This window comes from Mycolicibacter hiberniae (genome assembly GCF_010729485.1).
In the GTDB taxonomy this organism is placed as follows: domain Bacteria; phylum Actinomycetota; class Actinomycetes; order Mycobacteriales; family Mycobacteriaceae; genus Mycobacterium; species Mycobacterium hiberniae.
This window is the reverse complement of record NZ_AP022609.1, coordinates 2790275-2816114: the sequence shown is the minus strand read 5'-3', so window position 1 is coordinate 2816114 and position 25840 is coordinate 2790275. Positions and strand designations below refer to the sequence as shown.

The window sequence follows — 25840 nt, the reverse complement described above, 5'->3', positions numbered from 1 at the left end:
CGTGGCAGCACGATTCGACGTGCCCGCACGGCTGGCACAGGGACGCGAGGCGGTCGCAGTCACCCAGGCCTACGTCTCGGCGTGCCACCGGCGGGGCTACCGCGATGCTGAACTCACCGGCTATGACGGCCAGCTCGCCGACCGCTACGACAGTGAAGCCGGTCTGGACCTGCGGGCGCTCGACTCCGACTGCACCGAGTTGCGCGCCCTGGCCGACGCCGCCGACGATGCACTGCACACCCAGCGCCGCCACCTTGCCGCGCTTCAGGACGCCTGGCGTGGCCCCGGCGCCGACGCCGCCGCGGAGTTCCTGCGCCGGCACTGCGACACCGCTGCTGCGCTCACCGACCGGCTGCGCGCCGCGGCCACCGGGCTCGGTGTCCTGCGCGACGAGCTGTGGCGGTTGGTCGATGTCAAGGTCGCGGCCGTGCTGGGAGTCGATGAGCGGGTGGGCGCGCAACGGCCGGCTTGGCTGTCGGCGGCGTGCGCGGTGAACGCCGGCACCGCGGACGAACGGGCCGTCGACATCGTGGAAAAGCAGGTGCTTGCATACGTGGACAACGATGTTCGCGGCGATTGGGTCGCAGCAGTCCGGGCTGCCCAGGACGGCATTGCCGAGGCATACCGCACCGCGATCGCCGCAGCCGGCGCCGGGCCGGCGGTGTGGTTCGCAGTTCCGGCAGACCTCGGGCCGATCCCGCGGCCCGAGGGCCCGGAGACTGTGCCGGTTGCAGACGATGGTGGCCGGCCGGCAGCGGCTGTGGTCGCGGCGTCAGACGATCCGGCGCAGCCGCTGCGCCCGGCGGCCCCGCAGCCGCCGCATCCGGGGCCACCGTTCGACGGCGGTGCGCCGGGCACTCCCGGCGCGTTCGAGCCGCCCGGGACGCGGGCCGTCCCGGGTGACTGGGGCTGGCAGTCGGCCGGCCCGCCCAGTGGGACCGGCGGCGGGCTGGGCGGCCTGCCCGGATTGCCCGGACTGGGCGGGCTGATTCCGGGGACCGCCGATACGTTCGGTGCCGATGAGCCGTTCCGCGATCCTTTCGAGGACCGGCCCCGAGCCGAAGCCGAACACTCCGAGCCCGCCGGCGTCGCCGACTCCGAGGGGTCCCCAGACCCTGACGAAGCCGCCGATGCCGAGCCGGAGTCAGATCCCGCCGAGTCGCCCGCTGACCGAGACGATCCGCAGGACCGACCGGGCAACGCGCCACTCGGTGATGCCGCGGGGGAGGCGGCCCCGTCGGGCGGCAATCGGGAACCGGAAGCGCCGAGCGCCGGCACCGATGCCGAGCAGCCCCTGGCGGCCTCAGACGTCGCACCTCAGACGCCGTGTGACATCGCGGCCCAGGAGTTGCCGCACGCGGGCGGGTGAGGGTGCCGCACACCCGCGGGTCATTGCGGGCAAGATCGCGCGGCCGGGCCGCGCTGGATCACGACGGAAGCAGGTCGCGCAGTTCTGCGACGTAGCGCAGCGCCTCGTCCGGCCCGGTTGCCAGTGGGGCCACCAGCAGCGTTGTCACGCCGGCCTCGGCGTAGGCGGCAAGTCGTTCGGCCACCAGACCGCGGGGCCCGACCAACGAGGTGTTGCGGACCAGCTCGTCGGGCACGGCATTGATCGCCTCGGTCTTGCGCCCGGCCAGGTAGAGCTCTTGAATGCGATCGGCGACCTCGCCGAACCCGTAACGGGTGGCCAGGTTGTGGTAAAAGTTCCGGCCTTTGGCGCCCATCCCGCCGATGTACAGCGCCAGCTGAGGCTTGGCCCAGGCCAGCCGGTCTTCCACGTCGTCGCCGATGGCCAACGTCGCCCCGACGATAACGTCCAGGGGCGCCATCGCAGGATCACGCCTGGCCGCACCGGCCTTGAGCGAGTCGCCCCAGATGTCCTGCGCCCGTTCCGGATAGAAGAAAACGGGTTGCCACCCCTCGGCGATCTCGGCGGTCAGCTCAACGTTCTTGGGGCCCAGGGCGGCAATCGAGATCGGAATGCGCTCCCGAACCGGATGGTTGATCAACCGCAAAGCCTTGCCCAGACCGGTTCCGCGTTCGGGTGGAAGGGGCAGTTGGTAGTGCTTGCCCGCATAGTTGAGTCGTTCCCGGCGCCAGACCGCCCGGCAGATCTCCACGACCTCGCGGGTGCGTCCCAGCGGAGCGTCGAAGGCAACGCCGTGGAAACCCTCCACCACCTGCGGGCCCGACGTACCCAGGCCCAGGGTGAAGCGGCCATCCGACACGTAGTCCAGGCCGGCCGCCGTCATGGCCAGCAATGCGGGCGTCCGGGTGTAGATGGGCAGGACCCCGGTGAGCAGCTCGACCCGCGAGGTCTTGGCGGCCAGGTACCCCAGCTGGCTGATGGCGTCGAACGAGTAGGCCTCGGCGACCGCGACCACGTCTATCCCGATCTTCTCCAGCTCGAGGACCTGCTCGACGGCTTCCTTGAATCCGCCCGCGTAGCTCAGCTGTGTACCGATGCGCATCACTCACACATACCAGTCTTTGCTGACGGCCCAGCGCCTCGGGGGCCGGCAGCAGCGGCTACTCAGGGAAAAAATAGGGCGCATCACGAGGTAGTCCACCATCGCGACGGGGGAGAACGGGCACCGCGGACCGCGGCTACCCGAACAGTGCGGCGAGCTTCTCCTCCGGCGGCAGCGGCTCCGGCAGGGGACCCGGTGCCTGGGTTCGCGGCAGGGCTGCCTGCGGGTCGGCGAAGGCCCGGAACGCTTTGTCGCCCACCAGTTGTGCCATGAGGTATCCGGTCAGCAGGGCGCGCACCCGCCGCTGGGTGCGCCGGTCCGACGTCGGCAGGCCGAAGAACCCGGTGAGACGGCGGCCCTGCGGCAGTCCGGCGGGCGACACCTTGTCGATCACCCGCAGCGTCGCGGGCCCCCAAGCGTGGGCCAGCTCGATCGCGTTGGAACGCAATGCTTTGGGGTCACCGGCGCTACTGAACACCACGCCGGGTACATCGAGTGCGGCCGCCGCCAGCTCGGCGGGCGGTGTGGTGACGGTCGGGAAGATCGCCGCCACGGCCTTGGGCGTGATCGGCAGTGCTGCCGCGGCGAACACCGCGGCCGAACCGCCGAAGCCGTGACCGGCTACCCCGAGCCGGCCGGGGTCGACGCTGATACGCCCCGGCCCCAGCCGGATGTCGATGGCGATCTCCAGGGCGCGGCCCAGGTCGGCGGCCAGGGTCAGCACCGACGGCGCCAGCCCTCGTTCGGTGGCCGGCGCCACCGCCACAACACCCCATGAGGCCAGGTGCTCCAGCAGTCCGGCGTAGCGATCGGCCCCGGTCAGCCAGTCGTGCCCGAATGCCACGGCGGGCAGCCGGTACCCGGACGCGGGGGTGTACACCACCCCGGCCAGGCCGGCATAAGCCAGGTCCCCGCGCAGGACGCGATGCGGGCCGGGGCGGGTCAACGCGGCGTAAAGACGCTTGGTGCTGGCCATCCGATGACGGTAACGCACCGGCGCCACCGGCGTTGCGGGGTCAGTCCGGTCGTGCCCTCCAGTACTGCAGTGCCACCGCCTGCTGCGCCGCGGCGGCGGTCCGGGCGGCCGCCGCGGGATCGGCGGGACCGGTGCGCCTACCCGGCGCCGCCCGCCGTTGCGCCACCGCGGCGAAACCGCCGTCGAGGTACCGCTGCCGGGCGGCCTGGCGCTGGATCTTGCCGCTCGACGTGGTCGGGATGGAACCGGGACCGACCAGGACCACCTCGTGGGGGGCGATTGCGTGGTGGCGCACAACGGCTGCCTCGATCGCGTCCAACATGGCGGCGTACGCGGCCGCACCGGCTGGCTCGACCTCCTGGATCAGCACCAGTTGCTCGTCGGCATCCGGCCCGGTGCCGGCGGCAAAGGCTGCGCCCCGGCCGGACAACAACGCCGGGTGGCTGCCCTGCACCGTCTTCTCGATGTCGTTGGGGTAATAGTTGTTGCCGCGGAAGACGATCAGGTCTGCGCAGCGTCCGGTGACGAACACCTCCCCGGCTCGCAGAAAGCCGAGGTCCCCGGTGCGCAGGTAGGGGCCCTCCCGGGTGTCGGCCAGGTAGGCCCCGAACGTCTGCTCGGTGTCCTCGGGCTTGCCGCGATAGCCCTGGGCGACGCATGGCCCGGAGATCCAGATCTCGCCGACCTCATCGGGGCCGCGGCGCCGTCGCGTCTCGGGGTCGGCGATGACGATCTGCTGACCGCCCCGGGGGCGTCCGCAGCCGACCAGTGCCACGGCGCGGGGATCGGCGTCGGCGGTGATCTCGACGACCCGGTCTTCGCCCAGTGCGGTGCGGTCGACGTGGCGCACGACCGGTGCGGCGGCGTCCGATCCGCCCGAGACGAGCAGGGTTGCCTCGGCCAGGCCGTACACCGGCAGGAACGCCTCCGGCCGGAAACCGGCCGGGGCGAAAGCCTCGGCGAAGGCACGCAGGGTGGCGACCTGTACCGGTTCGGCGCCGTTCATCGCCGTCGACCACTGCGACAGGTCCAGCGCCGCGCGCTCCTGCGCGGAGCTGCGCTCGACGCAGAGCTGGTAGGCGAAGTTGGGTGCGGTGGCGGTGGTGGCGCGGTACCGGGACATGGCTTCCAGCCAGCGAATCGGGCGGGTGATGAAGCCCGCCGGCGACATCAGCACCGTCGTGCCGCCGACGAACACGCTCTGCAGGATGCCGCCGATCAAGCCCATGTCGTGGTGTTGCGGCAGCCAGCACACCGCGATCTTCTGGTCGTCGCCGTCCCACGCCTCATGGATCGCAACCAGGTTCGCCAGCAGGTTGCCGTGGGTCAGGACGACTCCCTTGGGCGCCCTGGTGGAACCCGAGGTGTATTGCAGTGTGGCGGTGGTATTGCCGTCGACGTCGGGCGGTTCCCAGCTGTCCGGGTCCGCGCCGGGGTCGTCGGGGGCCAGCCACAGCGGCGGCCGCTTGGTCATGCCGTCGACCTTCGCCCTGAGTTTGTCGCGCGTCGCGGAGTCCGCCAGGGCGAAACCGGCCCGCGCATCGGGAGCGATCAAGGCCAACCGCCCGAGCCGATCCTGCACCGGCACCGCAACCGCGCCCGCATACAGGCAGCCGAAATAGGCCGCGACGCTGTCCAGACCCGGCCGGCAGACGACCAGCACACGACGCCCCGCCGCGCCCTGCTGTTGCAGACTCACCGCGATCGCCCGTGCGCTGCGGTCGAGTTCGGCGTACGTGAGCGCGCCGTGTTCGGCTGTGCCGTCCGGGTCGAACACGAACGCGACCTTGTCCCGGTAGCGGTCTGCCTGCCGGCGTAGCAGTTCCACCAGAGTGCCTGCGGTGGTCGGAGGGTGCTGTGGCATGTCGTCCCCTAACCCTTCGGTTCCTGGCCGACCTGCGCCGCGGATGGTGGCTGGCGCGGATGCTCAACATAACCGCTGCACCGCCGCCGCAGAGCCGGGTTGGCCGCAACGGGCCGGCGGTCAGGACCGAATACGCAACGGCTGTTAGCACAACTGTGGTCATGCTGACAGCAAGTTGCCAGGAAAATGCGCGAGATTGTGTCTTGTGTCACAGTAAAAATATAACTAACGTGGGCGCCATACTCAGTTGCGTTTCGACGGCAGGCCACTTCGATAGTGAGGAGTACTCACATGAATCCTGTATTACGTCCCTTTGTGACCGCCGGAATAGCGGTGGTCGGCGCCGGCATGATCACGGTCACCCCGGTGGTCGCGCCGCTGCCTGAAGTCCACAGCGTCGGCGATATCGCCCTGACCGCCGGTCTTGACTTCACCGGTGCGTGGAGCGACGCCTTCAGCGCCGCGCAGACCAACCTCTCGGAGCTGCAGACGGCGTTGCAGGACGCCAACAGTGCCCTCAGTGATGCGCTCAGCAACGCCGACCCGGAAAATCTGGACTTGGAGCAGCTGGGCGCTGCGCTGACGTTCCTTGCCGGCGACCAGAAGGGCTTCCTCAACCCGCTGGCTCAATTCACCACCAGTCTGCCCTCGGGCGAAGGCGGGATCGGGGATCCCGGCTTCGGCCTCGGCAACTTCCTGCTCTACGGCCTGCTCACCAACCAAGGGGAAGCCTTGGCTCCCGGGCTCATTCCGCCGATCCCCGACCCGATCCCGGAGATCATCCAAGTCCTGGCCTCGCCGCTGTCCGGTCTGCTGATCGGCGCCCTGGGGCCGTACCTGTCGCCTTTGGTGGAGCTGGTCAACAGCATCGAAGCCATCAGCGCCAATCTCGGCGGCGAGGACCCGGACGCCATGGCGGCGCTGCAGGAACTGATCAATATCCCGGCGAACATGTTCAACGGCTGGCTCAACGGCGCCACGCTCAACCTGGACTTCCTGGTCCCGACGATCAGCGAAGCCGGCCTGCTGCCGGAGGGCGCGGGCATATCCGGACTGAGCTTCGCCTTCGGCGGGCTGCTGTCCCCGGGAGAAGTCGGCGGCAACTTTGAGGCTTTGCTCGGGTCCGAAATTCCTCCGCCCGTCTTTGGTGGCGGCTCGATCCTCAACGGGCTGGGTATCACCATCTCGGTGACCGATCCCCTCGAACTCGACCTGGCGTTCGGTCAGGGTCAGGGGGTCGGGTATTTGGGCGCGCTGGCCGGATTGGGGCAGGCGCTCGCGTTGCTGCTCACCGGCGAACTGGACTTCGCCGGGCCCCCGCCGGAGGTTGTCCCGGATGTCGGCGTGGCTACCGACTTCGACTTCGGCGACCTGTGGGCAGACCTGTTCGGCGGCGCGTAGCAGCGATCGGCGGGCACTGATCGCCCCTGGGCGCTACGGCTTCGGCACGCAGTAACGGCACTGACCAGCGCGATTGCTCGGCGGGTGCTGCCCGTGCACTACCCTGAACAGCTATGTGCGGAATCGTCGGCTACGTCGGGCAGCGGTCTGCTCGTGACGTCGTCGTCGAGGCCCTGCGCCGGATGGAGTACCGCGGTTACGACTCCGCGGGTATCGCCGTCGTCGACGGGGTGGGGCAGCTGACCGTCCGGCGCCGTGCGGGCCGGCTCGCCAATCTGGAAGCCGAACTGGCTGCCACCGATCCCGCTCTGCTGGCCGGGGGCACCGGTCTGGGCCACACCCGCTGGGCCACCCACGGCCGGCCCACCGACCAGAACGCTCACCCGCATTGCGACACCGCCGGGGAGTTCGCGGTGGTGCACAACGGCATCATCGAGAACTTCGCCGTGCTGCGCGACGAGATCGAACGTTCCGGCGTCGAGTTCGGCAGCGAGACCGACAGCGAGGTGACCGTCCACCTGCTGGCGCGGGAGTACCGGCAGGGCGAGACCGCCGGTGACTTCGTGGCCTCGGCCCTGGCGGTGCTGCGCCGCCTTGAGGGCCACTTCACCGTGGTGTTCGCCCACGCCGACGACCCGGGAACGATCGTGGCCGCGCGTCGGTCCACCCCGCTGGTGGTCGGCATCGGTGACGGCGAGATGTTCCTGGGCTCAGATGTGGCGGCGTTCATCCCGTTCACCCGGGACGCGGTCGAGCTGGGCCAGGACCAGGCGGTGGTCATCACCGCCGACGGCTACCGCATCACCGACTTCCACGGCAACGACGACACTGCCGCCGCCCGCCACTTCCACATCGACTGGGATCTGTCGGCCGCCGAGAAGGGCGGCTATGAGTACTTCATGCTCAAGGAGATCGCCGAGCAGCCCACCGCGGTGGCCGAAACCCTGCTGGGGCACTTCGAGGACGGTCGGATCGTGCTCGACGAGCAGCGCTTGAGCGACCAGGAGCTGCGCGAGATCGACAAGGTGTTCGTGGTGGCCTGCGGCACCGCCTACCACTCCGGCCTGCTGGCCAAGTACGCGATCGAACACTGGACTCGGTTGCCGGTAGAGGTCGAACTGGCCAGTGAGTTCCGCTACCGCGATCCGGTGCTGGACCGCAGCACCCTGGTGGTGGCGATCAGCCAGTCCGGCGAGACGGCCGACACCTTGGAGGCGGTACGGCACGCCAAGGAGCAGAAGGCCAAGGTGCTCGCGGTGTGCAACACCAACGGCTCGCAGATCCCGCGCGAGTGCGACGCGGTGCTCTACACACGTGCCGGGCCGGAGATCGGTGTCGCCTCCACCAAGACGTTCCTGGCGCAGATCACCGCGAACTACCTGGTCGGCCTGGCGCTGGCGCAGGCCCGGGGCACCAAGTATCCCGACGAAGTCGAGCACGAGTACCGGCAGCTGGAGTCGATGCCCGAGCTGGTGTCGCACGTGCTGGACGGCATGGATTCGGTTGCCGAGCTGGCCCGGCAGTTCGCCCGGTCGCCCGCGGTGCTGTTCCTGGGTCGCCACGTCGGTTACCCGGTGGCCCTCGAAGGCGCGCTCAAGCTCAAGGAGCTGGCCTATATGCACGCCGAGGGTTTCGCCGCCGGCGAGCTCAAGCACGGTCCGATCGCGCTGATCGAGGACGACCTGCCGGTGATCATTGTGATGCCCTCGCCCAAGAACGCGGCCATGCTGCATTCCAAGCTGCTCTCCAACATCCGTGAGATCCAGGCCCGCGGCGCCATCACCATCGTGATCGCCGAGGAGGGCGACGAGACGGTGCGCCCCTACGCCGACCACCTGATCGAGATCCCCGCGGTGTCAACGCTTTACCAGCCGCTGCTGTCGACCATCCCGCTGCAGGTGTTCGCTGCCGGGGTGGCGCAGGCCCGTGGCTACGATGTGGACAAACCGCGCAACCTGGCCAAATCGGTGACCGTCGAGTAGCGGGAGTTGCAGTGCGACGATTGTTGGCAGTGGCGTGCGCCCTGATGGCGGTGTTCGCTCCGGTGACGAATGCCGTTGCGGCCAATGAGGTTCCCGACCTCGGTCCGCTGTTCGACGACAGCGGTCCGCTGCCCGCCACGGTTACCGACCTCACCGGTATTCCGGACTTGGCGTTCACCACCGTGTCCGGCCTGGCCTGCCGCAAGAGCCGTGGGAAGGTGACGCACAGCATCGCCTGTGCGGGAAATCTTGTCGGGACACCGCCGGGGACCCGCAGTGTGAGTCTTGGCACGGTGCACGCCGACGGCAACGGCCCGGCGCAATTCCTGCCGATGGCACCGGCGGGACTGCTCGGAAACCCGGAGAAGGTTCCGTCGATCATGCTGGCACCCGGCCACAAGATTGTCTTCTGGGACTTCTCGCCCACCGAATCACTGGTCTGCGGGGCTCCGCTGGGCACCGAGGTGGTGTGCGTGCTCAAGGCCGCGCAGGAGAACGGCGCCAAGGCCGGCGGCTCCGCCGTCACCCACGGCTTCGTCATCGCCGCACCGCGCAGCGAAGTCTTCTAGCGCACCGGCGCGTGCCGGCCGCTCCCAAACGTGCGCTCGGACGGCCAATGTCGGTCGGTGCGGCGAAACCGTGGCGGGACGTGTTGGGGTGATGAGACGATGCAGCCGTCGTCATCGACCCTGACCATTTCGAGTGAGGAGCCGCCTTGTCCAACGGCAATCCTGTTGTACACGTCAATCGGGCCAGGCTGCTGCTGATGATCGGCATGGCGGTCTTCTTCGTCGCGTCCTACGTCGTCACGGTGGCGCTGTACGAGCGCGCCGGGTGCGGATGCCCGCGTCATCTGACCGAAGGCCTGGCGTCCGCCGACGGAACGACCGTGATCATCGACATCGAGGATCTGCAGACCGTAAAGGGCACGCTGACCGGCAAAGTCACCATCACCCCGGGACCGTCGCTGCTCGACCCGAACACCCACGGACTCACCGAAGATCTCAGCATCGCGGTGCACTCCGCGGTCACCCCGACCAAGCGCAGCTGGACCAAGGGGACGGTGCCCGGAGAGTTCCCGGTCCCGTTGACCATCTCCGGTAACTCGGCGAAATGGCCGTTCGACCATTACAAGACCGGGCCCATCACCGTTGACGTCATGCGCGGGGATGCCACGATGCCCGAACGGATGTCGGTGACGTTTGTCGACCACATCGCCGGCTGGAAGAACGAGATCGCCAGCGACCGTGACACCGGCCCATACCGGGTGGCCCTGCATCGATCTCCGAGCACGGTGGCCTTCGGCGCCGTCATCGTCGGCGTCCTGGTCGCCCTGGCCGTGGTCGCGGTCGTGGTAGCCGTGCTGACTTTCCTGGGCTGGCGAAAGTTTCAGCCGCCGATGACCACCTGGTATGCAGCCATGCTTTTCGCGGTGGTTCCGCTGCGCAATGCGCTGCCCGACGCGCCGCCGATCGGATCCTGGATCGACGTCACGATCACACTGTGGGTGATCGTGGCGCTGGTGATGTCGATGCTGCTGTTCATCTACTGCTGGTGGCGTGATCTCAACCCCGACGCGACTCCGGCAGCAGTGCCGGCCTGACACGCTGCGCGCGGCACGCGCATCACGCATCGATATCCCCACCTCCCATTCCATCGCGGCGGCCGCCGAGCCGGCTGCGCATCCGAACGGCGTGACCTCGATCGATCACATTGTGCTGGTGTCCCCCAACTTGTCTCGCACCGTCGAGGCATTGGGTGCCGTCGGGCTGCGGTCGCGTCGGATCCGCGACGCCGAACTCGGCGGCCGGCCGATGCAGCAGATTTTCTTCCGGCTGGGGGCAGTGATCCTCGAAGTCGTCGGGTCGCCCGAAACGGCGACGGACGGCCCGTCATCGCTGTGGGGCATCACCTACGTCGTCGCCGATATCGAGGCGACTGCGTCGTTCTTCGGCGAGCGTATGTTGCCGGTGAAGGACGCCGTGCAGCCCGGCCGCCGGATCGCCACGCTGCGGCACCGCGATCTGGGTATGTCGGTCCGCACCGCGATGATCTCTCCGCCTATCCTCAGCCGATGACCGAATCCACCGATGACGTGGTCGTCATCCACACCGACGGTGGGTGCCGCCCCAACCCGGGCCCGGGTGGCTGGGGCGCGGTGCTGCGTATGCGCCACCACGTCCGCGAGATGTGCGGGGGCGAGCCCGGCGAGACGAGCAACAACCGGATGGAGCTGACCGCACCGATCATGGCGCTGGAAGCCCTCACCCGGCCGGTGGTGGTACATCTGCACACCGACAGCACTTACGTCCGCAACGGCATCACCACCTGGGTGTCAGGCTGGGAACGCAACGGCTGGCGGACCGCCGCCAAGCAGCCGGTGAAGAACGTTGATCTGTGGCAACGGCTTCAGGCCGCCTGCGCGCGTCACCAGGTTGAGTGGTTCTGGGTGAAAGGCCATTCGGGAGTAGCCGACAACGAGCTGGCCGATGAGCTGGCGACACGGGGCCTACGGGAAGCGATCGCCGAATCGGCCATACGCACCTTGGCCGGCGGTGGCCGCGCGGCAGATGGTGCGCCCCACTTAGGAGTCAGCCACCCACCGCAGTGATATAGCCGCCAATGCCCGCAGTGCACGCCGCGGCGGTCAGTACCAGGGTCGCCAACGCGAACGGCCAGGCCGGGTTACGGCGCACCAGTCGGACGATGGTGACGACCGTTCCGCCCACAACGACTACGGCGGCAGCCGCGAACCCGGCCGTGATTGCTGTGACGCCTGCATCGATATTGCAGGTCGAGGGCGGGCAGTTGTCCGTGAAGGCCATCAGGAACAGTCCCAGAAACGCGGCCACACCACTGCCGATGAACGTCAGGGCTAAGGCTGACAGTGCCCCCACGAGATCTCCCCACGAGATCGGCGGCTTCGGCGGCGGGTGGCTCTGGGACATCTTCAGGGATGCTACCGATGCTTGTGCTCGGTGGGGCGGGATCGCGCGCCGGAATGTACGCGGTTGGACGGCCGACGACGTCGCGGCACAGCGGGGTCTTCTCGGCCGTCACGGATGCCGGGCGGTGACGCCACCATCGACCACGATCTGGGTCCCGGTGATGAACGACGCCCGCGGTGACATCAGGAACGCCACCGCCTGGGCGACCTCCGCCGGTTGACCGATCCGCCCCAGCGGCGCAGCTGCCACAAAGCCGGCCGCGACTTCTGCGACGTCGAGGGCGATCTGCAGCATCGGGGTCTCGATGAAGCCGGGACAGACCGCGTTGACGCGGATTCCGGCCGGGCCCAGCTGGGCAGCCATCGACCTGGTCAGCCCCAGCAGTCCGGCCTTGGAGGCGCAGTAGGCCGGGATGAACGGGTTGGCGGTCAACCCTTCGATGCTCGAGATACCGACCACTGCCGGATCGCCGCCGGCTCGGGCGGCAGCCTCCAGGTGCGGCAGCATCAACTGCACGAGCATCGCCTGGGCGCGCAGGTTGACATCGATCACCGCATCCCAGGACTCGCGGTGTAGGCGCCCACCGGCTCGGGCAACACCCGGCCGGCAGCGTGCACCAGACCGTCGATGCCGTCCAGCGCGTCGGCCGCCGCCGTGACCGCTGCGGGCATCCCGTCGTCGTCGCAGACGTCGACAACCGCGCCGGGCATCCGCAAACTTGCGGCTATGTCCTGGACCGCTGGCGCGATGTCCCACAACGCAACCCGGCGACCTTCGGCGACCAGGGCCTGGGCGCAGGCCCGGCCGATCCCCGATGCTGCCCCGGTGACGACCACTCCGCTCACCTCAGCGCTCCTTTGCGATGACGAACTGCGACCAATCCGGTTCACGCACCGCCGACCAGTACTCGTCGAGCCGCCACGGGCTCACCGTGTGAATCTCGCCGTCGGCGTTCTTGAAGTAGGAATGCTTGATCGCCGGATGTGCCCACACGGTCTTGGAGATCGCCACCTGGGTGGCCTGATGCCATTCGGCGGCGGCCTGCGCGGTCGGCTCGATCGAATGCAGCTGCTCGTCGGCAAGCTTTGCCAGGCAGGCATCGATGTAGCGCATCTCCAACTCGGAGTTGAAGATCAGACTGCCACCGTGCGCCAGATGCGCCCCCGGGCCGTAGAGCACAAAGAAGTTCGGGAACCCCGGAACCGTGATACCCAGATACGCATACGGTTTGCTGCCCCACAGCGCGTGCAGATCGATACCGTCACGACCGGTGATGCGCATCGGCCACAACACATCGGTATGCCGAAAGCCGGTGGCGTACACGATCACATCCACTTCATGGTGGTCGCCGTCATCGGTCTCCACGCCTTGTGGGGTGATCCGCCGAATGGGGGTACGGTCCAGTTCGACGTTGTCGCGTCGCAGGGTGCGCAGCCAGGTGCCGTCGTCCTGAAGGGTGCGCTTGCCGGTCGCGGGGTAGTCCGGTAACACCTTGGCCAGCAGCTCGTCGTCGTCGCCCACCTGTTCGGTGATCCAGCCGGTGAACATTAGCCGGGCCAGGGCGTTGAGCTCGCTCACCGCGTAGTCCTGGTCGGGATAGTCCGGATCTACCCGGGCAGCCTCCAAACCCTTGTCGGCGCCGGGCCACAGCAGCAGGAAGCGGTACCAGCGGCCGTAGAACGGCAGGTGCTCCAGCGCCCAGCGCACCCCGCTGTGGACTGCGTCGTGATACATCGGGTTGGGAAACATCCACTGTGCGGTCCGCTGAAACACCATGAGGTGGGCCACCTTTTCGGCGATCGCGGGCGCGATCTGAAATCCGCTGGCGCCCGCTCCGATCAGCGCGACCCGTTTGCCGGTCAGATCGACGCTGTGATCCCACGCCGCGGAGTGAAACGCTGGTCCGGCGAAACTGTCCGCTCCATCGAGATCGGGCAGATGCGGCCGGTTGAGCTGACCGACTGCGGTGATCACCGCGCGTGCCGCCAGCATGGACACCGAACCGTCGCCGGTGCGCGTGGTCAGGGTCCAGGTTCCGGTGTCCTCGTCCCAGGCAGCGGCGGTGACCTCGGTGCCCCAGCGAACGTGTTCGCCCAGACCGTGTTTGGTCACCAGGCCGGCGAAGTACGCCCGCAGCTCCGGCTGTTCGGCGAAGTAATGTCCCCAGTTGTTGTTGGGTTCGAAGCTGTAGCAGTAGAAGTGGTTCGCAACGTCCACCCGGGCGCCCGGATAGGTGTTCTCCCACCATGTTCCGCCCGGTCCGTCGTTCTTCTCCAAGATGGTGTAGGGGATGCCGGCCTGGGCCAGCCGGATTCCGGCCAGCACGCCGGATTCACCGCAGCCGATCACTGCCACCGGTAGCTCCGCGGCGCGGGACGGGTCCAGCGGAGTCGGAGCGCGAGGATCGACGCCGTCCAGGTCGAGTTCTTCGGAGAGCAATCCCAGGTAGGCTTCCGGTACGTTCTCACAGGCCGCCCAGTCCAGCATCTCCTTGACCAGCTCGGCGGGCAGGGGAGCGGGCTGCGGGCAGCCCCGGTCGCGGTACTCCACGATCACCGGCAGCGCTTCGGCGCGGGCACGGGCCTTGTCCTCCTCGGACATGAACCCCTGGATCTCGTTGAGGAAGATCCCGTTCTGCTTGAAGTCGCGGATGAAGCGGGGATCACCGGTGATGTGTACGCACGACAGCAACAGGGTGGGGATGGACACCTGCTCCAAAGCGGAGGCGATCGCAGAATCGCTGGTGCTGAACGGCTTCCCGGCGTAGCGGTTGCGCAACAGCTCGACCTTCCCCGCATTCGCTACTGTGCGACGCGAAATTGAATCGGACGATACGCGAGGCGCAGGCGCCGATCAAGGGTGGCGGGGGCTCACCCGGCCGCGTCGATCTTCGCGGTGATCGAGTCGAGCAGGGTGTGTACCGCCACTAGCGAAGGAGTTGTGCGTGCGGCTGTCGAAGCAGTTGTGTGTGCGCACACGGCGGCGCGGACAACAACGTTGCGGCGTACGGTCAGCCTGGTTTCACACGTCCAGTCGGGGTTGACGTTGTCCATCATCACGGCCCCGAGTACGCCGTCGGAGTCGGTGAAATTATCGATAAACCAGAGCTGGTCGGCTGATTCGTCCGCGCTGGCAGAGCGGCTGTTGACAATACGGATGTTGCACTTCTGCCACGCAGCGCTCTGATTGGCGTAGAAGGTCCGGGCAGCGGCGGCGTGCGGATAACCGGTCACGGACATTGAGACATGCTTCATCAGGAAGCGGGGATCGGGTTCGGCCGGACTGTTCCACCGCTGCCAGCGGATTGCAGTCCAACCTGATCCTGCGTAGGCCTGGGAGGAGACGCTGGCGATCCCTTGGCAATCGGCATCCGCCAGATCCTCGGGGTCGATGTGCTCACCGTGCGTCACCAGATCGATGGCGGGGTCGTCCACCGCGGAAGTGACGACACCCCGATCCGGGAACAGGCCGTCGAGCGCGGCGACGGGCACCAGGCGACCGGAAGCGGAGAGGGGTGCCGGTGTTCGGTCGGGGGAGGCGGCAGGTGACGATGGGGCGCTGGCCGGCGGGTGTTCGTCCTGTTCGCGGCGTATGACGGTGACGGTGAGCGCCACGACAATCGCCGTCAATACGCAGACCAGCCCCAGCAGCATCCGGATCAGTCGGCGGTTGCCGTTCGGTGGGGGAACCGGTGGCCAGAATGGCGGGACGGGGCCGCCTGGCGCCGGCGAGATGGGCTCGTTGGTCGGTGGGAAGCGCGTGGGGTCGTAGCGGTAGGGCGACTGCCTCATGGGATCGCTCATAAGGGCACCTCATCCCCCTGGGTACCGGCAATAGACGGACGGTGTCGTCAGCACGAGACGTTATCAGCGGGTGGTCCGCCGCAACCCGCATTGGCTGTGCGGCAGTGCGTCTCGGTACGGCCGCTGTGCATCAATGTCCCGCTGCTGCGTCGATCTTCGCAGTGATCGCGTCGAGCAGTGCCTGTGCTGCCGCTGTCGAATCAGTCTCCGCGCACACGCTGATGCGGACCGCGACCTCGGAGTCGCCGGTGGCGAACGGCTCCCCGGCGTAGCGGTTGCGCACCGACACCCCTTCCTCGCATTCGCTACCAGGAGACGCGAAATTGACTCGGACGATACGGCAGCGGCAGGGGCCGATCAAGGATGGTGCGGTCGGCTCACCCGGCGGCGTCGACCTGCGGGGCGATCGCGCCCAGGATGTCCTGCGCCGCGTTGGCCGGGATGGTGTCGCCGCAGACATCGGCCTGGGCGATCACGTTGTTGCGAACGGTCAGGGCGTCCTGGCACGACCAGCCGCCGCCACCCTCGCTGATCGCGGTCGTCTTGGTCACCTCGTCGGATTCGGTGACCTCGGTGATGGTCCAGAACACCGGCTGCTCATCGGCGCCGTTGGTGACGGTCATGTTGAGGGTGCGGCCGGCGCACCGCTTCCACTTCTCGCTCTGCTTGGTGTAGAAGGCATGGGCGTTCTCGGCCCGCGGAAAGGTGGCCACCGACACCAGCACGCCGTGCTTGAGGTCGTGGGTGTCGATATCGGCCGGGCTGTACCAGCGCTGCCAGCGGATCGCGGTCCAGCCGGTGCCCGCGTAGACCGGCCCGGAGGCCACGGAGCTGATTCCCTGACAGTCGGCGTCCACCACGGTGATGTCATCCATCGCGTCGCCGCTCACCACGAGACCCAGATCCGGGTCGGCCACCGCCGCGGCGAGAACCTCCTGGCGAGGGAGCAGTCCCTCGATCTTGGCGACCGGCACCGGTGGCCGGTCCGGGGATGCCGCGGTCGCGGTCGAGGTGGCGGTCGGCGTCGTCGGAGTGGGTTTGGCCGTGTGGTGCCGATCGCGTCCGGACAGCACGATGGTGAGCCCCACGCCGATCACCGCGATCACACAGGCCGCGGCGACCAGCACCGCGGCACGCCCCGGGCGCCGTGGAGGCGGCGGCATACCGAGGCCCGGCGGCAGCAGCGGCGGCGGGAAAGGACCCCCGCCGGGCGGCGGAAAGGGCCGGTTCATCGGCGCATACGGGTCCAGGCGGTACGGGTCGGGTGACGGACCGTGCGGTTCGCTCATAGATGCCCCCACATCCGCTCGGGGCCCGCCGCCGGTGGTTGGCCCGATTGTGAAGGTGAGGTTATCAGCGGTCGGGCGGCCTCGTCCCGGCTTGATCGTGCGACGCTGTACGCCGTGGCGAACCTCAGAACGCGGCTGGCCGCGGTGTGGCACTTCGTGCACACGGCGCCGCTGACTTATCTGTGGTTGGCGGCGCTGGGGGTCACCACCGCCATCCAGCACCTGGTGGGCCCGAACCTGCGCACCATGCTCGTCGAGCAGTCCACCAACCTGCATCACCTGGCCACCGATCCGCTGGAGGTGCTGGTCTCGAGTCTGCTGTGGATCGACGGCAAGGACTGGTCGCCGTATCTGGTGCTTTTCAGCCTGTTCCTGGCGCCGGCCGAACACTGGCTGGGCCACCTGCGCTGGCTGATGGTCGGGTTGATCTCCCACGTCGGAGCCACCTATGTCAGCGAGGGCGCGCTGTATGTGTTGATCCACCTGCACCGGGAGTCCGAGCGGCTGACCTACGCCCGTGACATCGGCGTCAGCTACTTCCTGGTGGGCGTCATGGCGGTGCTCACCTACCGCATCCGCCCGCCGTGGCGCCGGGTCTATCTGGCGGCGCTGGCCGTCATCTTCGCCGTTCCCCTGATCATCAACCCGGATTTCACCGCGATCGGCCATGCCGCCGCCCTGCTCATCGGATTGGCCTGCTATCCGCTGACCCTGCACCATCCGCTGCGACATCACCCGAGCGCCGCCGGCGGCCACTAGCGTGACAATCGCGACAATCCCGAGGAGGGGCGAGGAGGCCGGCATGCGGCACTACTACAGCGTCGAGGCCATTCGCGCCGCGGAGGCGCCGCTGTTGGCAAGCCTGCCCGACGGGGTGCTGATGCGGCGGGCCGCGTTCGGCCTGGCGACCGCGATCGCCCGGGAGCTGACGGCGCGCACCGGTGGGGTTGCCGGGAGCACTCTGTGTGCGGTGGTGGGTTCCGGCGACAACGGCGGCGATGCGCTGTGGGGGGCGACTCTGCTGCGCCGGCGCGGTGCGGCGGCCACCGCCGTCCTGCTGGAACCGGAGCGCGCCCACGCCAAGGGGCTCACGGCGTTCCGGCGTGCCGGCGGCCGGATCGTCGACCGCGTACCGCCCGCGACGGACCTGGTGATCGACGGCGTGGTCGGCATCTCCGGGCGGGGTCCGTTGCGACCGCACGCCGCCGAGGTCTTCGCCGCGGTCGAGCGAGCGAACATTCCGGTGGTGGCCGTCGACATCCCCAGCGGCCTGGACCCGCACACCGGCGCGGCCGACGGTCCCGCCGTGCACGCCGCGCTCACCGTCACCTTCGGCGGTCTCAAGCCGGTGCACGCCCTGGGGCAGTGCGGAAGGGTCGAACTCGTCGATATCGGCCTGGATCTTCCCGACACCGACGTGCGCGGGTTGACCGCCGCCGACGTCGAGCGGATCTGGCCGGCGCCGGGTCCTCGCGACGACAAGTACACCCAGGGTGTCACCGGCGTCCTGGCCGGCTCGGCGACCTACCCGGGCGCGGCGATCCTGTGCGCCGGGGCGGCCGTGGCGGCCACCTCCGGCATGGTCCGCTACGCCGGAAGTGCTGCCGCCCCAGTGGTTTCGCACTGGCCCGAGGTGGTCGCGGCACCCAGTCCGGCGGCTGCGGGCCGGGTGCAGGCCTGGGCGGTCGGCCCCGGCCTGGGCACCGGCGAACAGGCCGCTGCCGCACTGTGGTTTGCGCTCGGCTCCGATCTGCCGGTGATCGTCGACGCCGATGCGTTGACCATCCTCGCGGCCCACCCGGCCCTGGTGGCCGACCGCAGCGCCCCCACCGTGCTGACTCCGCACGCCGGCGAATACGCCCGGCTGGCAGGGCATCCGCCCGGCCCGGACCGGGTCGGCGCGGCCGCCGAACTGGCGAACCGGTTCGGCGCCACCGTGCTGCTCAAGGGCAACGTCACCGTCATCGCCGACCCGTCCGGCCCGGTCTACCTCAACCCGGCCGGCGCCTCCTGGGCCGCCACCGCGGGCTCCGGTGACGTGTTGTCCGGGATGATCGGCGCGCTGCTGGCCTCCGGACTGCCCGCCGCCGAGGCCGCCGCGGCCGCCGCTTTCGTGCACACCCGCGCCGCGGCGGCGTCGGCCGCCGACCCCGGGCCCGGCGACACCCCGACGTCGGCGTCGCGCATCCTGGCCCACATCCGCACCGCCCTGGCCCAGCTATAGAGGAGTCGCAGTGTCCCATTCCCACCCGTCCATGCCGGCACACTCCATCGCGCCGGCCTACACCGGCCGCATGTTCACCGCACCGATCCCGGCGCTGCGACTGCCCGACGACCCGATGGACTCCGAGGCCGCCTACCGCTTCATCCACGACGAGCTGATGCTCGACGGCAGTTCCCGGCTCAATCTGGCCACCTTCGTCACCACCTGGATGGACCCCGAGGCGTCGCGGCTGATGGCGGAGTCGTTCGACAAAAACATGATCGACAAGGACGAATACCCCGCGACGGCGGCAATCGAACGCCGCTGCGTGTCGATGGTCGCCGATCTGTTCCACGCCGAGGACCTGCGCGACGACGATCCCGCCAGTGCGATCGGGGTGTCCACCGTCGGGTCCAGTGAGGCGGTGATGCTGGGCGGGCTGGCGCTGAAGTGGCGGTGGCGCCAGAAGGTCAAAGACGGCTGGCGCAACCGCACCCCGAACCTGGTGATGGGCGCCAACGTCCAGGTGGTGTGGGAGAAATTCTGCCGCTACTTCGACGTCGAGCCGCGCTATCTGCCGATGGCGCAGGGCCGCTATGTGATCACTCCCGAGCAGGTGGTCGACGCCGTCGACGAGGACACCATCGGGGTGGTGGGCATCCTGGGCACCACCTACACCGGCGAGCTCGAACCCGTCGAGCAGATCTGCGCGGCGCTGGACGCCCTGGCCGCCGGCGGTGGGCCCGACGTACCGGTGCACGTGGACGCGGCCAGCGGCGGGTTCGTCGTGCCGTTCCTGCACCCGAGCCTCAAATGGGACTTCCGGTTGCCGCGGGTGGTGTCGATCAACGTCAGCGGCCACAAGTACGGGCTGACCTATCCCGGCATCGGGTTCGTGGTGTGGCGGTCCGCCGAACACCTGCCCGAGGAGCTGGTGTTTCGGGTGAACTACCTGGGCGGTGACATGCCGACGTTCACGCTCAACTTCTCCCGGCCCGGAAACCAGGTCGTCGGCCAGTACTACAACTTCCTGCGGCTGGGCCGGGCCGGCTACACCGAGGTGATGCGGACGTTGTCCGACACCGCTCGCTGGCTGTCGCACCAGCTGTCGGGCAGCGAACATTTCGAGGTGATCAGCGACGGCTCGGCGATCCCGGTGGTGAGTTTCCGGCTGGCCGGTGACCGCGGTTACACCGAGTTCGACGTCTCGCACGAGTTGCGGACCTTCGGCTGGCAGGTTCCCGCCTACACCATGCCCGAGGGCGCCGAGGACGTCACGGTGCTGCGGGTGGTGGTCCGGGAGGGCCTGTCCGCCGATCTTGCCCGGGCACTGTTCGACGACATCGCCAAGTCGGTGGCCGCGCTGGACCGCATCAAACCTGCGGGACACTACGACGATCAGCAGCATTTTGCGCACTGATCCGCCGGAACCGGCAAGCGGCCGGTGCCCGCTGCCGGGCGCGGGGCAGGGGGTACCGCGCCGGTTCTGGGACAATCGAGGCTGACATGACTGCCGTATCCCGAACGTCGGGCCTGCTCGCCGAAGCGCTGGTGGACCTGGACGCCATCGCCCACAACGTGCGGGTGCTCGCCGAGCACGCCGGCCCCGCCGCGCTGATGGCTGTGGTCAAGGCGGACGCCTACGGCCATGGTGCGGCCCCGGTGGCGCGCGCGGCGCTGGCCGCGGGGGCCGCCGAGCTCGGGGTCGCCACCGTCGACGAGGCCCTGACGTTACGCGCAGCCGGTATCGACGCACCGGTGCTGGCCTGGCTACACGGACCGCACACCGACTTCGCTCCCGCGCTGGCCGCCGACGTCCAGATCGCCGTCTCCTCGGCGCGCCAGCTCGACGAGCTGCTCGAGGCGGTGGCGGCCACCGGGCGCACCGCGACGGTCACCGTCAAGGCGGACACCGGCATGAATCGCAACGGGGTGGGGCTGGCCGACTTCGAGGCCCTGGTGAGCGCACTTCGGCGGGCCGCTGCCGAAGACGCCGTGCGGGTACGCGGGCTGATGTCGCATCTGGCCTGCGCCGACGAGGCCGCGAGCCCGGTCAACGATATTCAGGCCCGAAGGTTTTCCGAGCTGCTGCGCATCGCCGGTGAACACGGCCTGACCGTCCCGGTCGCGCATCTGGCCAATTCGGCTGCCGTGATGACCCGCCCCGATCTGGCCTACGACATGGTGCGGCCCGGAATAGCCCTCTACGGCCTGAGTCCGATCCCCGAGCACGGTGACATGGGCCTGATTCCGGCGATGACCCTCAAATCGACGGTGGTGCTGGTTCGCCCGATCAAGGCCGGCGAAGCCGTCTCCTACGGTCAGACCTGGATCGCCCCGGCCGACACCACCGTGGCGCTGGTGCCCATGGGCTATGCCGACGGGGTGTTTCGACCGCTGAGCGGGCGATTCGACGTGCTGATCAACGGCAGGCGCCGGCGCAGCGTGGGCCGGGTGTGCATGGACCAGTTCGTCGTCGACCTGGGACCCGGCCCCGTCGACGTCCGGGAAGGCGACGAGGTCATCCTCTTCGGGTCCGGGGCGCACGGCGAGCCGCTGGCCCAGGACTGGGCCGATACGCTCGGCAGCATTCACTACGAGGTGGTCAACAGCCCGCGCGGGCGGGTCGCCAGAACGTATCGGGGCGCTGATGGCCGCTAAGCGCAACCGCGCCCGGGCAGGCGGCTGGCTGGCGGGGATGGCAGGTGTGGCGGCCGTCGGCACCATCGCCGGGAGCACCGTCTTCCGGTCGGTGACCCGACGCACCACCGCCGAGGACGCCTATGCCGCCGAGGACTTCGCCGTCCTGGGCCAGGACCACAGTTCGGTGGTGGTCACCGACGACGGCGTCGAACTGGCGGTGCGCGACGTCGGGCCGCGCAACGCGCCGTTGACGGTGGTGTTCGCGCACGGATTCTGTCTGCGGATGGGGGCCTTCCACTTTCAGCGGGCCCGACTGGCGGCCGAGTGGGGCGATCAGGTGCGCATGGTCTTCTACGACCAGCGCGGCCACGGCGATTCCGGCGTCGCGCCATCGGAGACCTACACCGTGGCGCGGCTGGGCCAGGACCTGGAGGCGGTGCTGGCCGCGACGGTGCCGCGCGGCCCGGTGGTGCTGGTCGGGCACTCGATGGGCGGCATGACGGTGTTGGCGCACGCGCGGCAGTTTCCGCAGCACTACGGCAACCGGATCGTCGGCGCGGCGTTGATCGCCTCAGCCGCCAAGGGGGTTTCCCGGTCCCCGCTGGGCGAGATCCTGCGCAATCCGGCGCTGGAAGCCGTGCAGTTCAGTGTGCGGTATGCGCCGAAACTGGTGCAGCGCGGTCGCGGTGCGGCCCGCGGGGTGATCGCGCCGATCCTGCGGGCCGCCTCCTACGGAACGGATCGGATCAGCCCGAGCGTGGTGGCCTACTCCGAGGAGATGATGCATGCCACCCCGGTCGCCACCATGGTCGGCTTTCTGCACGCCTTGGAGGTGCACGACGAGAGCGCCGCGCTGGCGACGCTGGCCAAGATCCCGACCCTGGTCGCCTGCGGCGATCGCGACCTGCTCACCCCGGCGGGGTACTCGCGGGCGATGGCGGCCACCCTGTGGGATTGTGAGCTGGTGATCGTGCCCGGAGCCGGGCATCTGGTGCAGCTGGAGGAACCCGATGTCATCGATGAGGCGCTGGTGCGACTGGTGGAGCGGGCCACCCCGCGCCGGGTCATGCTGAGCCGCCGGCTGCGCCGCAGGGTGGGCCGCGGTGGCTGAGCGGCAGGAGGCCACCCTGGCCACAGCCGAGGACACCGTCGCGCTGGGGGCGCGGCTGGGCGCTGCGCTGCGCGCCGGTGACGTGGTGGTGCTGTCCGGCCCGCTGGGGGCTGGAAAAACCGTGCTGGCCAAGGGAATCGCGGCAGCACTCGACGTCGACGGCCCGGTCACCTCGCCGACGTTCGTGCTGGCCCGCGAGCACCGGGCCCGCCGGCCGGGCAGCCCGGCGATGATTCACGTCGACCTGTACCGTCTGCTCGACGAGACGGGCCTGGACCTGCCGGCGCAGCTGGACTCCTTGGACCTCGACACCGAACTCGACGACGCCGTGGTGGTGGTGGAGTGGGGCGAGGGGCTGGCCGAGCGGCTCTCCGATCGGCACCTCGACATCCGGCTGGACCGTGCGGCGGACTCCGAGACGCGCACGGCGACGTGGCGGTGGTATCAGGCGTGAGCTCAGCGATTCTGACCATCGACACCTCCACCCCGGCCGTGACCGCGGGCCTGGTGGCGACCGACCGGCGCACGGTGCTGGCCGAGCGGGTCACCGAAGACGCCCGCGCCCATGCCGAACGGCTCACCCCCAACGTGTTGGCCGCACTGGCCGACGCCGGTCTGGAAATGGCCGACCTGGCCGCAGTCGTGGTGGGCTGCGGGCCCGGGCCGTTCACCGGCTTGCGCGTCGGGATGGCGAGCGCTGCGGCCTACGGTCACGCCCTGGACATCCCGGTGTATGGCGTGTGCAGCTTGGACGCGATCGGGGTGCGCACCGAGTCCACCGCTCTGGTGGTCACCGATGCGCGTCGCCGGGAGGTCTACTGGGCCCGCTATCGCGACGGCATCCGGGTGGCCGGGCCGGACGTGGGTGCCCCCGCCGACGTCGATCCCGCCGATGCCGTCGCCGTCGCGGGCTCGCCCGCGCACGCCGGTCTGTTCGGTCTGTCGACCATGGACATCGCCTACCCGAGTCCTGCGGGACTGGTTGCCGCGGTACAGGATTGGGAGAATCCTCCGGACTCGCTGGTGCCGCTGTACCTGCGCCGCCCAGACGCCAAGCCGTCGGTCGGCGGTCCCAGCTTCGCCTCGCCTGCGGCGAGCCTCGCTGAACCGCCGGTGCCGAACGGCGGTCCCAGCTTCGCCTCGCCTGCGGCGAGCCTCGCTGAACCGCCGGTGACACTGGGACCCTTGACGGGCGGCGACGCGGTGCGCTGCGCCGAGCTGGAGGCTCAACTGTTCGGCGGGGACGACCCGTGGCCGGCGGAGGCGTTCCTGCGGGCGATCGGAACCCGTGACCATCACTACGTCGCCGCCCGGATCGGCGACGCGCTGGTGGGCTACGCCGGAGTCGCCCGCCTGGGACGCACCCCGCCGTTCGAGTACGAGGTGCACACCATCGGGGTGGACAAGGCGCATCAGGGGCGCGGCATCGGCCGCCGACTGCTCGCCGACCTGCTGGAGTACGCCGACGGCGGCACCGTGCACCTGGAGGTCCGAACCGACAACGCTGCGGCCATCGCGCTGTACCGCGACGTCGGATTCGCCCAGACCGGAGTCCGCAGGCGCTACTACCGCAACGGAGCAGACGCCTACACGATGCGCCGGGGAGCGACCTCATGACGATAGTGCTGGCCATCGAATCCTCCTGCGACGAAACAGGTGTCGGGATCACCCGGCTGAACTCCGACGGGACGGTGACGCTGTTGGCCGACGAGGTGGCCTCCAGCGTCTCCGAGCACACCCGGTTCGGCGGGGTGGTACCCGAGATCGCCTCGCGGGCACATCTGGAGGCCCTGGGCCCCACCATGCGGCGGGCGCTGGCGACAGCGGGGGTGGACAGACCTGACGTGGTCGCGGCCACCATCGGCCCGGGGCTGGCGGGGGCGCTGCTGGTGGGCGCCGCCGCCGCCAAGGCGTACGCGGCGGCCTGGGGAGTCCCGTTCTACGCCGTCAACCACCTGGGCGGTCACCTGGCCGCCGACGTCTATGCGCACGGCCCCCTGCCGGAGTGCGTGAGCCTGCTGGTCTCCGGCGGTCATACCCACCTGTTGCACGTGCGGTCGCTGGGGGCGCCGATCGCCGAGCTGGGCAGCACCGTCGACGACGCAGCGGGGGAGGCCTACGACAAGGTGGCCAGACTGCTCGGGCTCGGCTATCCGGGTGGGCGGGCCCTGGACGAGCTGGCTCGCACCGGTGACCGGGAGGCCGTGTGGTTCCCGCGCGGGATGACCGGCCCACGCGACGCTCCCTATGTGTTCAGCTTCTCGGGGCTCAAGACGGCGGTGGCGCGCTACATCGAGAAGAACGCCACCGATCCGGCGTTCTCGCCGGCCGATGTGGCGGCCGGATTCCAGGAATCGGTTGCCGACGTGCTGACCGCCAAGGCGGTGCGCGCGGCCACCGACCTGGGCGTGGGCACCCTGCTGATCGCCGGCGGGGTGGCCGCCAATTCCCGGCTGCGCGAGCTGGCCGAGCAGCGCTGCGAGGCGGCCGGGTTGACGCTGAGGATCCCGCCGTTGCGGTTGTGCACGGACAACGGGGCGATGATCGGGTCGTTCGCCGCGCACCTGATCGCCGCCGGAGCGGCGCCGTCGCCGCTGGACGTGGCGACCAATCCCGGCCTGCCGGTGGTGGCGGGCCAGATCCGCTGATCGATTCGCAGCGGGGTCTCCTTGAGTGCTAGCACTCTCATGTATAGAGTGCTAGGTGGCAGTCGGTCGGTTTCTCGCTCGGCACCCGCGACGACGACGCGAGGGCTGGCACGAATGCCGAACACCTTAAGTAAGTACGTTCCGATGGGCTCGGCGTATGCCGGGTCGCATCCCAGACAATGTGGAGGGCTCCAATCGTGGCGAGCGTGAACATCAAGCCACTCGAGGACAAGATCCTCGTTCAGGCCAACGAGGCCGAGACCACGACCGCTTCCGGTCTGGTCATTCCGGACACTGCCAAGGAGAAGCCGCAGGAGGGTACCGTCGTCGCCGTCGGTCCCGGCCGGTGGGACGAGAGCGGCAGCAAGCGGATCCCGCTGGACGTCGCCGAGGGCGACGTCGTCGTGTACAGCAAGTACGGCGGCACCGAGATCAAGTACGGCGGCCAGGAGTACCTGATCCTGTCCGCGCGTGACGTGCTGGCCGTCGTCGCCAAGTAGC

The 25840-nt window shown here is 69.3% G+C and carries 25 protein-coding genes and 1 pseudogene; 16 read left to right on the top strand and 10 right to left on the bottom strand.

Annotated features, from left to right (window positions below; all coding sequences use genetic code 11):
* Position 1 precedes the first annotated feature (1 nt).
* Positions 2-1369, top strand: a complete 1368-nt coding sequence (locus G6N14_RS13270) for a hypothetical protein (RefSeq protein ID WP_085135204.1) — start codon at positions 2-4, stop codon at positions 1367-1369.
* Between the two features lie 58 nt (positions 1370-1427).
* On the opposite strand, the gene G6N14_RS13265 is transcribed toward G6N14_RS13270, so the two are convergent.
* The 3 genes from G6N14_RS13265 to G6N14_RS13255 all read right to left on the bottom strand — a co-directional run bounded on the left by G6N14_RS13265 (position 1428) and on the right by G6N14_RS13255 (position 5311).
* Entirely contained in the window at positions 1428-2471 is a 1044-nt protein-coding gene (locus tag G6N14_RS13265) for an LLM class F420-dependent oxidoreductase (protein WP_085135203.1), read from the bottom strand.
* A 136-nt stretch (positions 2472-2607) separates the two neighbouring features.
* On the bottom strand, positions 2608-3447 hold the full coding sequence (locus tag G6N14_RS13260; protein ID WP_085135202.1) for a dienelactone hydrolase family protein: 840 nt from the start codon (positions 3445-3447) through the stop codon (positions 2608-2610).
* Between the two features lie 40 nt (positions 3448-3487).
* On the bottom strand, positions 3488-5311 hold the full coding sequence (locus tag G6N14_RS13255; protein WP_085135201.1) for a fatty acyl-AMP ligase: 1824 nt from the start codon (positions 5309-5311) through the stop codon (positions 3488-3490).
* A gap of 315 nt (positions 5312-5626) precedes the next feature.
* Here G6N14_RS13255 and gjpA point away from each other — a divergent pair, with 315 nt between their 5' ends.
* The 6 genes and pseudogenes from gjpA (at position 5627) to rnhA (ending at position 11305) form a co-directional block, all read left to right on the top strand.
* Positions 5627-6712 carry an outer membrane porin GjpA gene (gjpA, locus tag G6N14_RS13250; RefSeq protein WP_234808867.1) on the top strand — a complete coding sequence of 362 codons (1086 nt, stop codon included), beginning with the start codon at positions 5627-5629 and terminating at the stop codon, positions 6710-6712.
* Between the two features lie 113 nt (positions 6713-6825).
* Positions 6826-8694 (top strand): glutamine--fructose-6-phosphate transaminase (isomerizing), encoded by a 1869-nt coding sequence (gene glmS, locus G6N14_RS13245; protein WP_085135199.1) that lies wholly within the window; start codon positions 6826-6828, stop codon positions 8692-8694.
* Between the two features lie 11 nt (positions 8695-8705).
* Positions 8706-9263: a hypothetical protein gene (locus G6N14_RS13240; RefSeq protein WP_133054897.1), complete on the top strand. Its 558-nt coding sequence runs from the start codon at positions 8706-8708 to the stop codon at positions 9261-9263.
* 197 nt (positions 9264-9460) lie between these two features.
* Entirely contained in the window at positions 9461-10297 is an 837-nt protein-coding gene (locus tag G6N14_RS13235) for a DUF4436 domain-containing protein (RefSeq protein WP_085135268.1), read from the top strand.
* A gap of 34 nt (positions 10298-10331) precedes the next feature.
* Positions 10332-10772, top strand: a pseudogene (locus G6N14_RS13230) (glyoxalase); the annotation flags it as partial.
* The gene (gene rnhA / locus G6N14_RS13225) at positions 10769-11305 is read left to right on the top strand and encodes a ribonuclease HI (protein ID WP_085135197.1); all 537 of its coding nucleotides are present in this window, start codon (positions 10769-10771) and stop codon (positions 11303-11305) included. The pseudogene G6N14_RS13230 and the gene rnhA, both read left to right, overlap by 4 nt.
* On the opposite strand, the gene G6N14_RS13220 is transcribed toward rnhA, so the two are convergent.
* The 7 genes from G6N14_RS13220 to G6N14_RS13195 all read right to left on the bottom strand — a co-directional run bounded on the left by G6N14_RS13220 (position 11286) and on the right by G6N14_RS13195 (position 16734).
* Positions 11286-11642 (bottom strand): hypothetical protein, encoded by a 357-nt coding sequence (locus tag G6N14_RS13220; protein WP_085135196.1) that lies wholly within the window; start codon positions 11640-11642, stop codon positions 11286-11288. The two genes, rnhA and G6N14_RS13220, sit on opposite strands and share 20 nt — an antisense overlap.
* Before the next feature lie 108 nt (positions 11643-11750).
* On the bottom strand, positions 11751-12194 hold the full coding sequence (locus G6N14_RS21225; protein ID WP_264079944.1) for an SDR family NAD(P)-dependent oxidoreductase: 444 nt from the start codon (positions 12192-12194) through the stop codon (positions 11751-11753).
* A complete protein-coding gene (locus G6N14_RS21220; protein WP_264079943.1) occupies positions 12191-12487 on the bottom strand; it encodes an SDR family oxidoreductase in 297 nt (98 codons plus the stop codon). Before G6N14_RS21220 ends, G6N14_RS21225 begins: the two co-directional genes overlap by 4 nt.
* Before the next feature lies 1 nt (position 12488).
* Positions 12489-14420 (bottom strand): flavin-containing monooxygenase, encoded by a 1932-nt coding sequence (locus tag G6N14_RS13210; protein WP_085135195.1) that lies wholly within the window; start codon positions 14418-14420, stop codon positions 12489-12491.
* A gap of 92 nt (positions 14421-14512) precedes the next feature.
* A complete protein-coding gene (locus tag G6N14_RS13205) occupies positions 14513-15445 on the bottom strand; it encodes a sensor domain-containing protein (protein ID WP_234808866.1) in 933 nt (310 codons plus the stop codon).
* Positions 15446-15575: 130 nt separating this feature from the next.
* Positions 15576-15728: a hypothetical protein gene (locus G6N14_RS13200; RefSeq protein WP_163786991.1), complete on the bottom strand. Its 153-nt coding sequence runs from the start codon at positions 15726-15728 to the stop codon at positions 15576-15578.
* Between the two features lie 94 nt (positions 15729-15822).
* Positions 15823-16734, bottom strand: a complete 912-nt coding sequence (locus tag G6N14_RS13195) for a sensor domain-containing protein (protein WP_085135194.1) — start codon at positions 16732-16734, stop codon at positions 15823-15825.
* Positions 16735-16848: 114 nt separating this feature from the next.
* On the opposite strand from G6N14_RS13195, the gene G6N14_RS13190 reads away from it, so the two are divergent.
* From G6N14_RS13190 to groES, 9 genes are all read left to right on the top strand, one after another.
* On the top strand, positions 16849-17493 hold the full coding sequence (locus G6N14_RS13190) for a rhomboid-like protein (protein WP_085135193.1): 645 nt from the start codon (positions 16849-16851) through the stop codon (positions 17491-17493).
* Between the two features lie 43 nt (positions 17494-17536).
* Positions 17537-18958 carry an NAD(P)H-hydrate dehydratase gene (locus tag G6N14_RS13185; RefSeq protein WP_085135192.1) on the top strand — a complete coding sequence of 474 codons (1422 nt, stop codon included), beginning with the start codon at positions 17537-17539 and terminating at the stop codon, positions 18956-18958.
* 10 nt (positions 18959-18968) lie between these two features.
* Positions 18969-20357, top strand: coding sequence for a glutamate decarboxylase (locus G6N14_RS13180; protein WP_085135191.1), 1389 nt, complete (start codon positions 18969-18971; stop codon positions 20355-20357).
* An 86-nt stretch (positions 20358-20443) separates the two neighbouring features.
* On the top strand, positions 20444-21598 hold the full coding sequence (alr, locus tag G6N14_RS13175; protein WP_085135190.1) for an alanine racemase: 1155 nt from the start codon (positions 20444-20446) through the stop codon (positions 21596-21598).
* The gene (locus G6N14_RS13170) at positions 21588-22691 is read left to right on the top strand and encodes an alpha/beta fold hydrolase (RefSeq protein WP_085135189.1); all 1104 of its coding nucleotides are present in this window, start codon (positions 21588-21590) and stop codon (positions 22689-22691) included. The genes alr and G6N14_RS13170 overlap by 11 nt, the downstream gene beginning before the upstream one ends.
* Positions 22684-23145 carry a tRNA (adenosine(37)-N6)-threonylcarbamoyltransferase complex ATPase subunit type 1 TsaE gene (gene tsaE / locus G6N14_RS13165; protein ID WP_085135188.1) on the top strand — a complete coding sequence of 154 codons (462 nt, stop codon included), beginning with the start codon at positions 22684-22686 and terminating at the stop codon, positions 23143-23145. The genes G6N14_RS13170 and tsaE overlap by 8 nt, the downstream gene beginning before the upstream one ends.
* Positions 23142-24308, top strand: coding sequence for a tRNA (adenosine(37)-N6)-threonylcarbamoyltransferase complex dimerization subunit type 1 TsaB (gene tsaB, locus G6N14_RS13160; protein WP_085135187.1), 1167 nt, complete (start codon positions 23142-23144; stop codon positions 24306-24308). The genes tsaE and tsaB overlap by 4 nt, the downstream gene beginning before the upstream one ends.
* On the top strand, positions 24305-25339 hold the full coding sequence (gene tsaD / locus G6N14_RS13155) for a tRNA (adenosine(37)-N6)-threonylcarbamoyltransferase complex transferase subunit TsaD (protein ID WP_085135186.1): 1035 nt from the start codon (positions 24305-24307) through the stop codon (positions 25337-25339). The genes tsaB and tsaD overlap by 4 nt, the downstream gene beginning before the upstream one ends.
* Positions 25340-25536: 197 nt before the next feature.
* Positions 25537-25839 carry a co-chaperone GroES gene (gene groES / locus G6N14_RS13150; protein ID WP_085135185.1) on the top strand — a complete coding sequence of 101 codons (303 nt, stop codon included), beginning with the start codon at positions 25537-25539 and terminating at the stop codon, positions 25837-25839.
* Position 25840 lies beyond the last annotated feature (1 nt).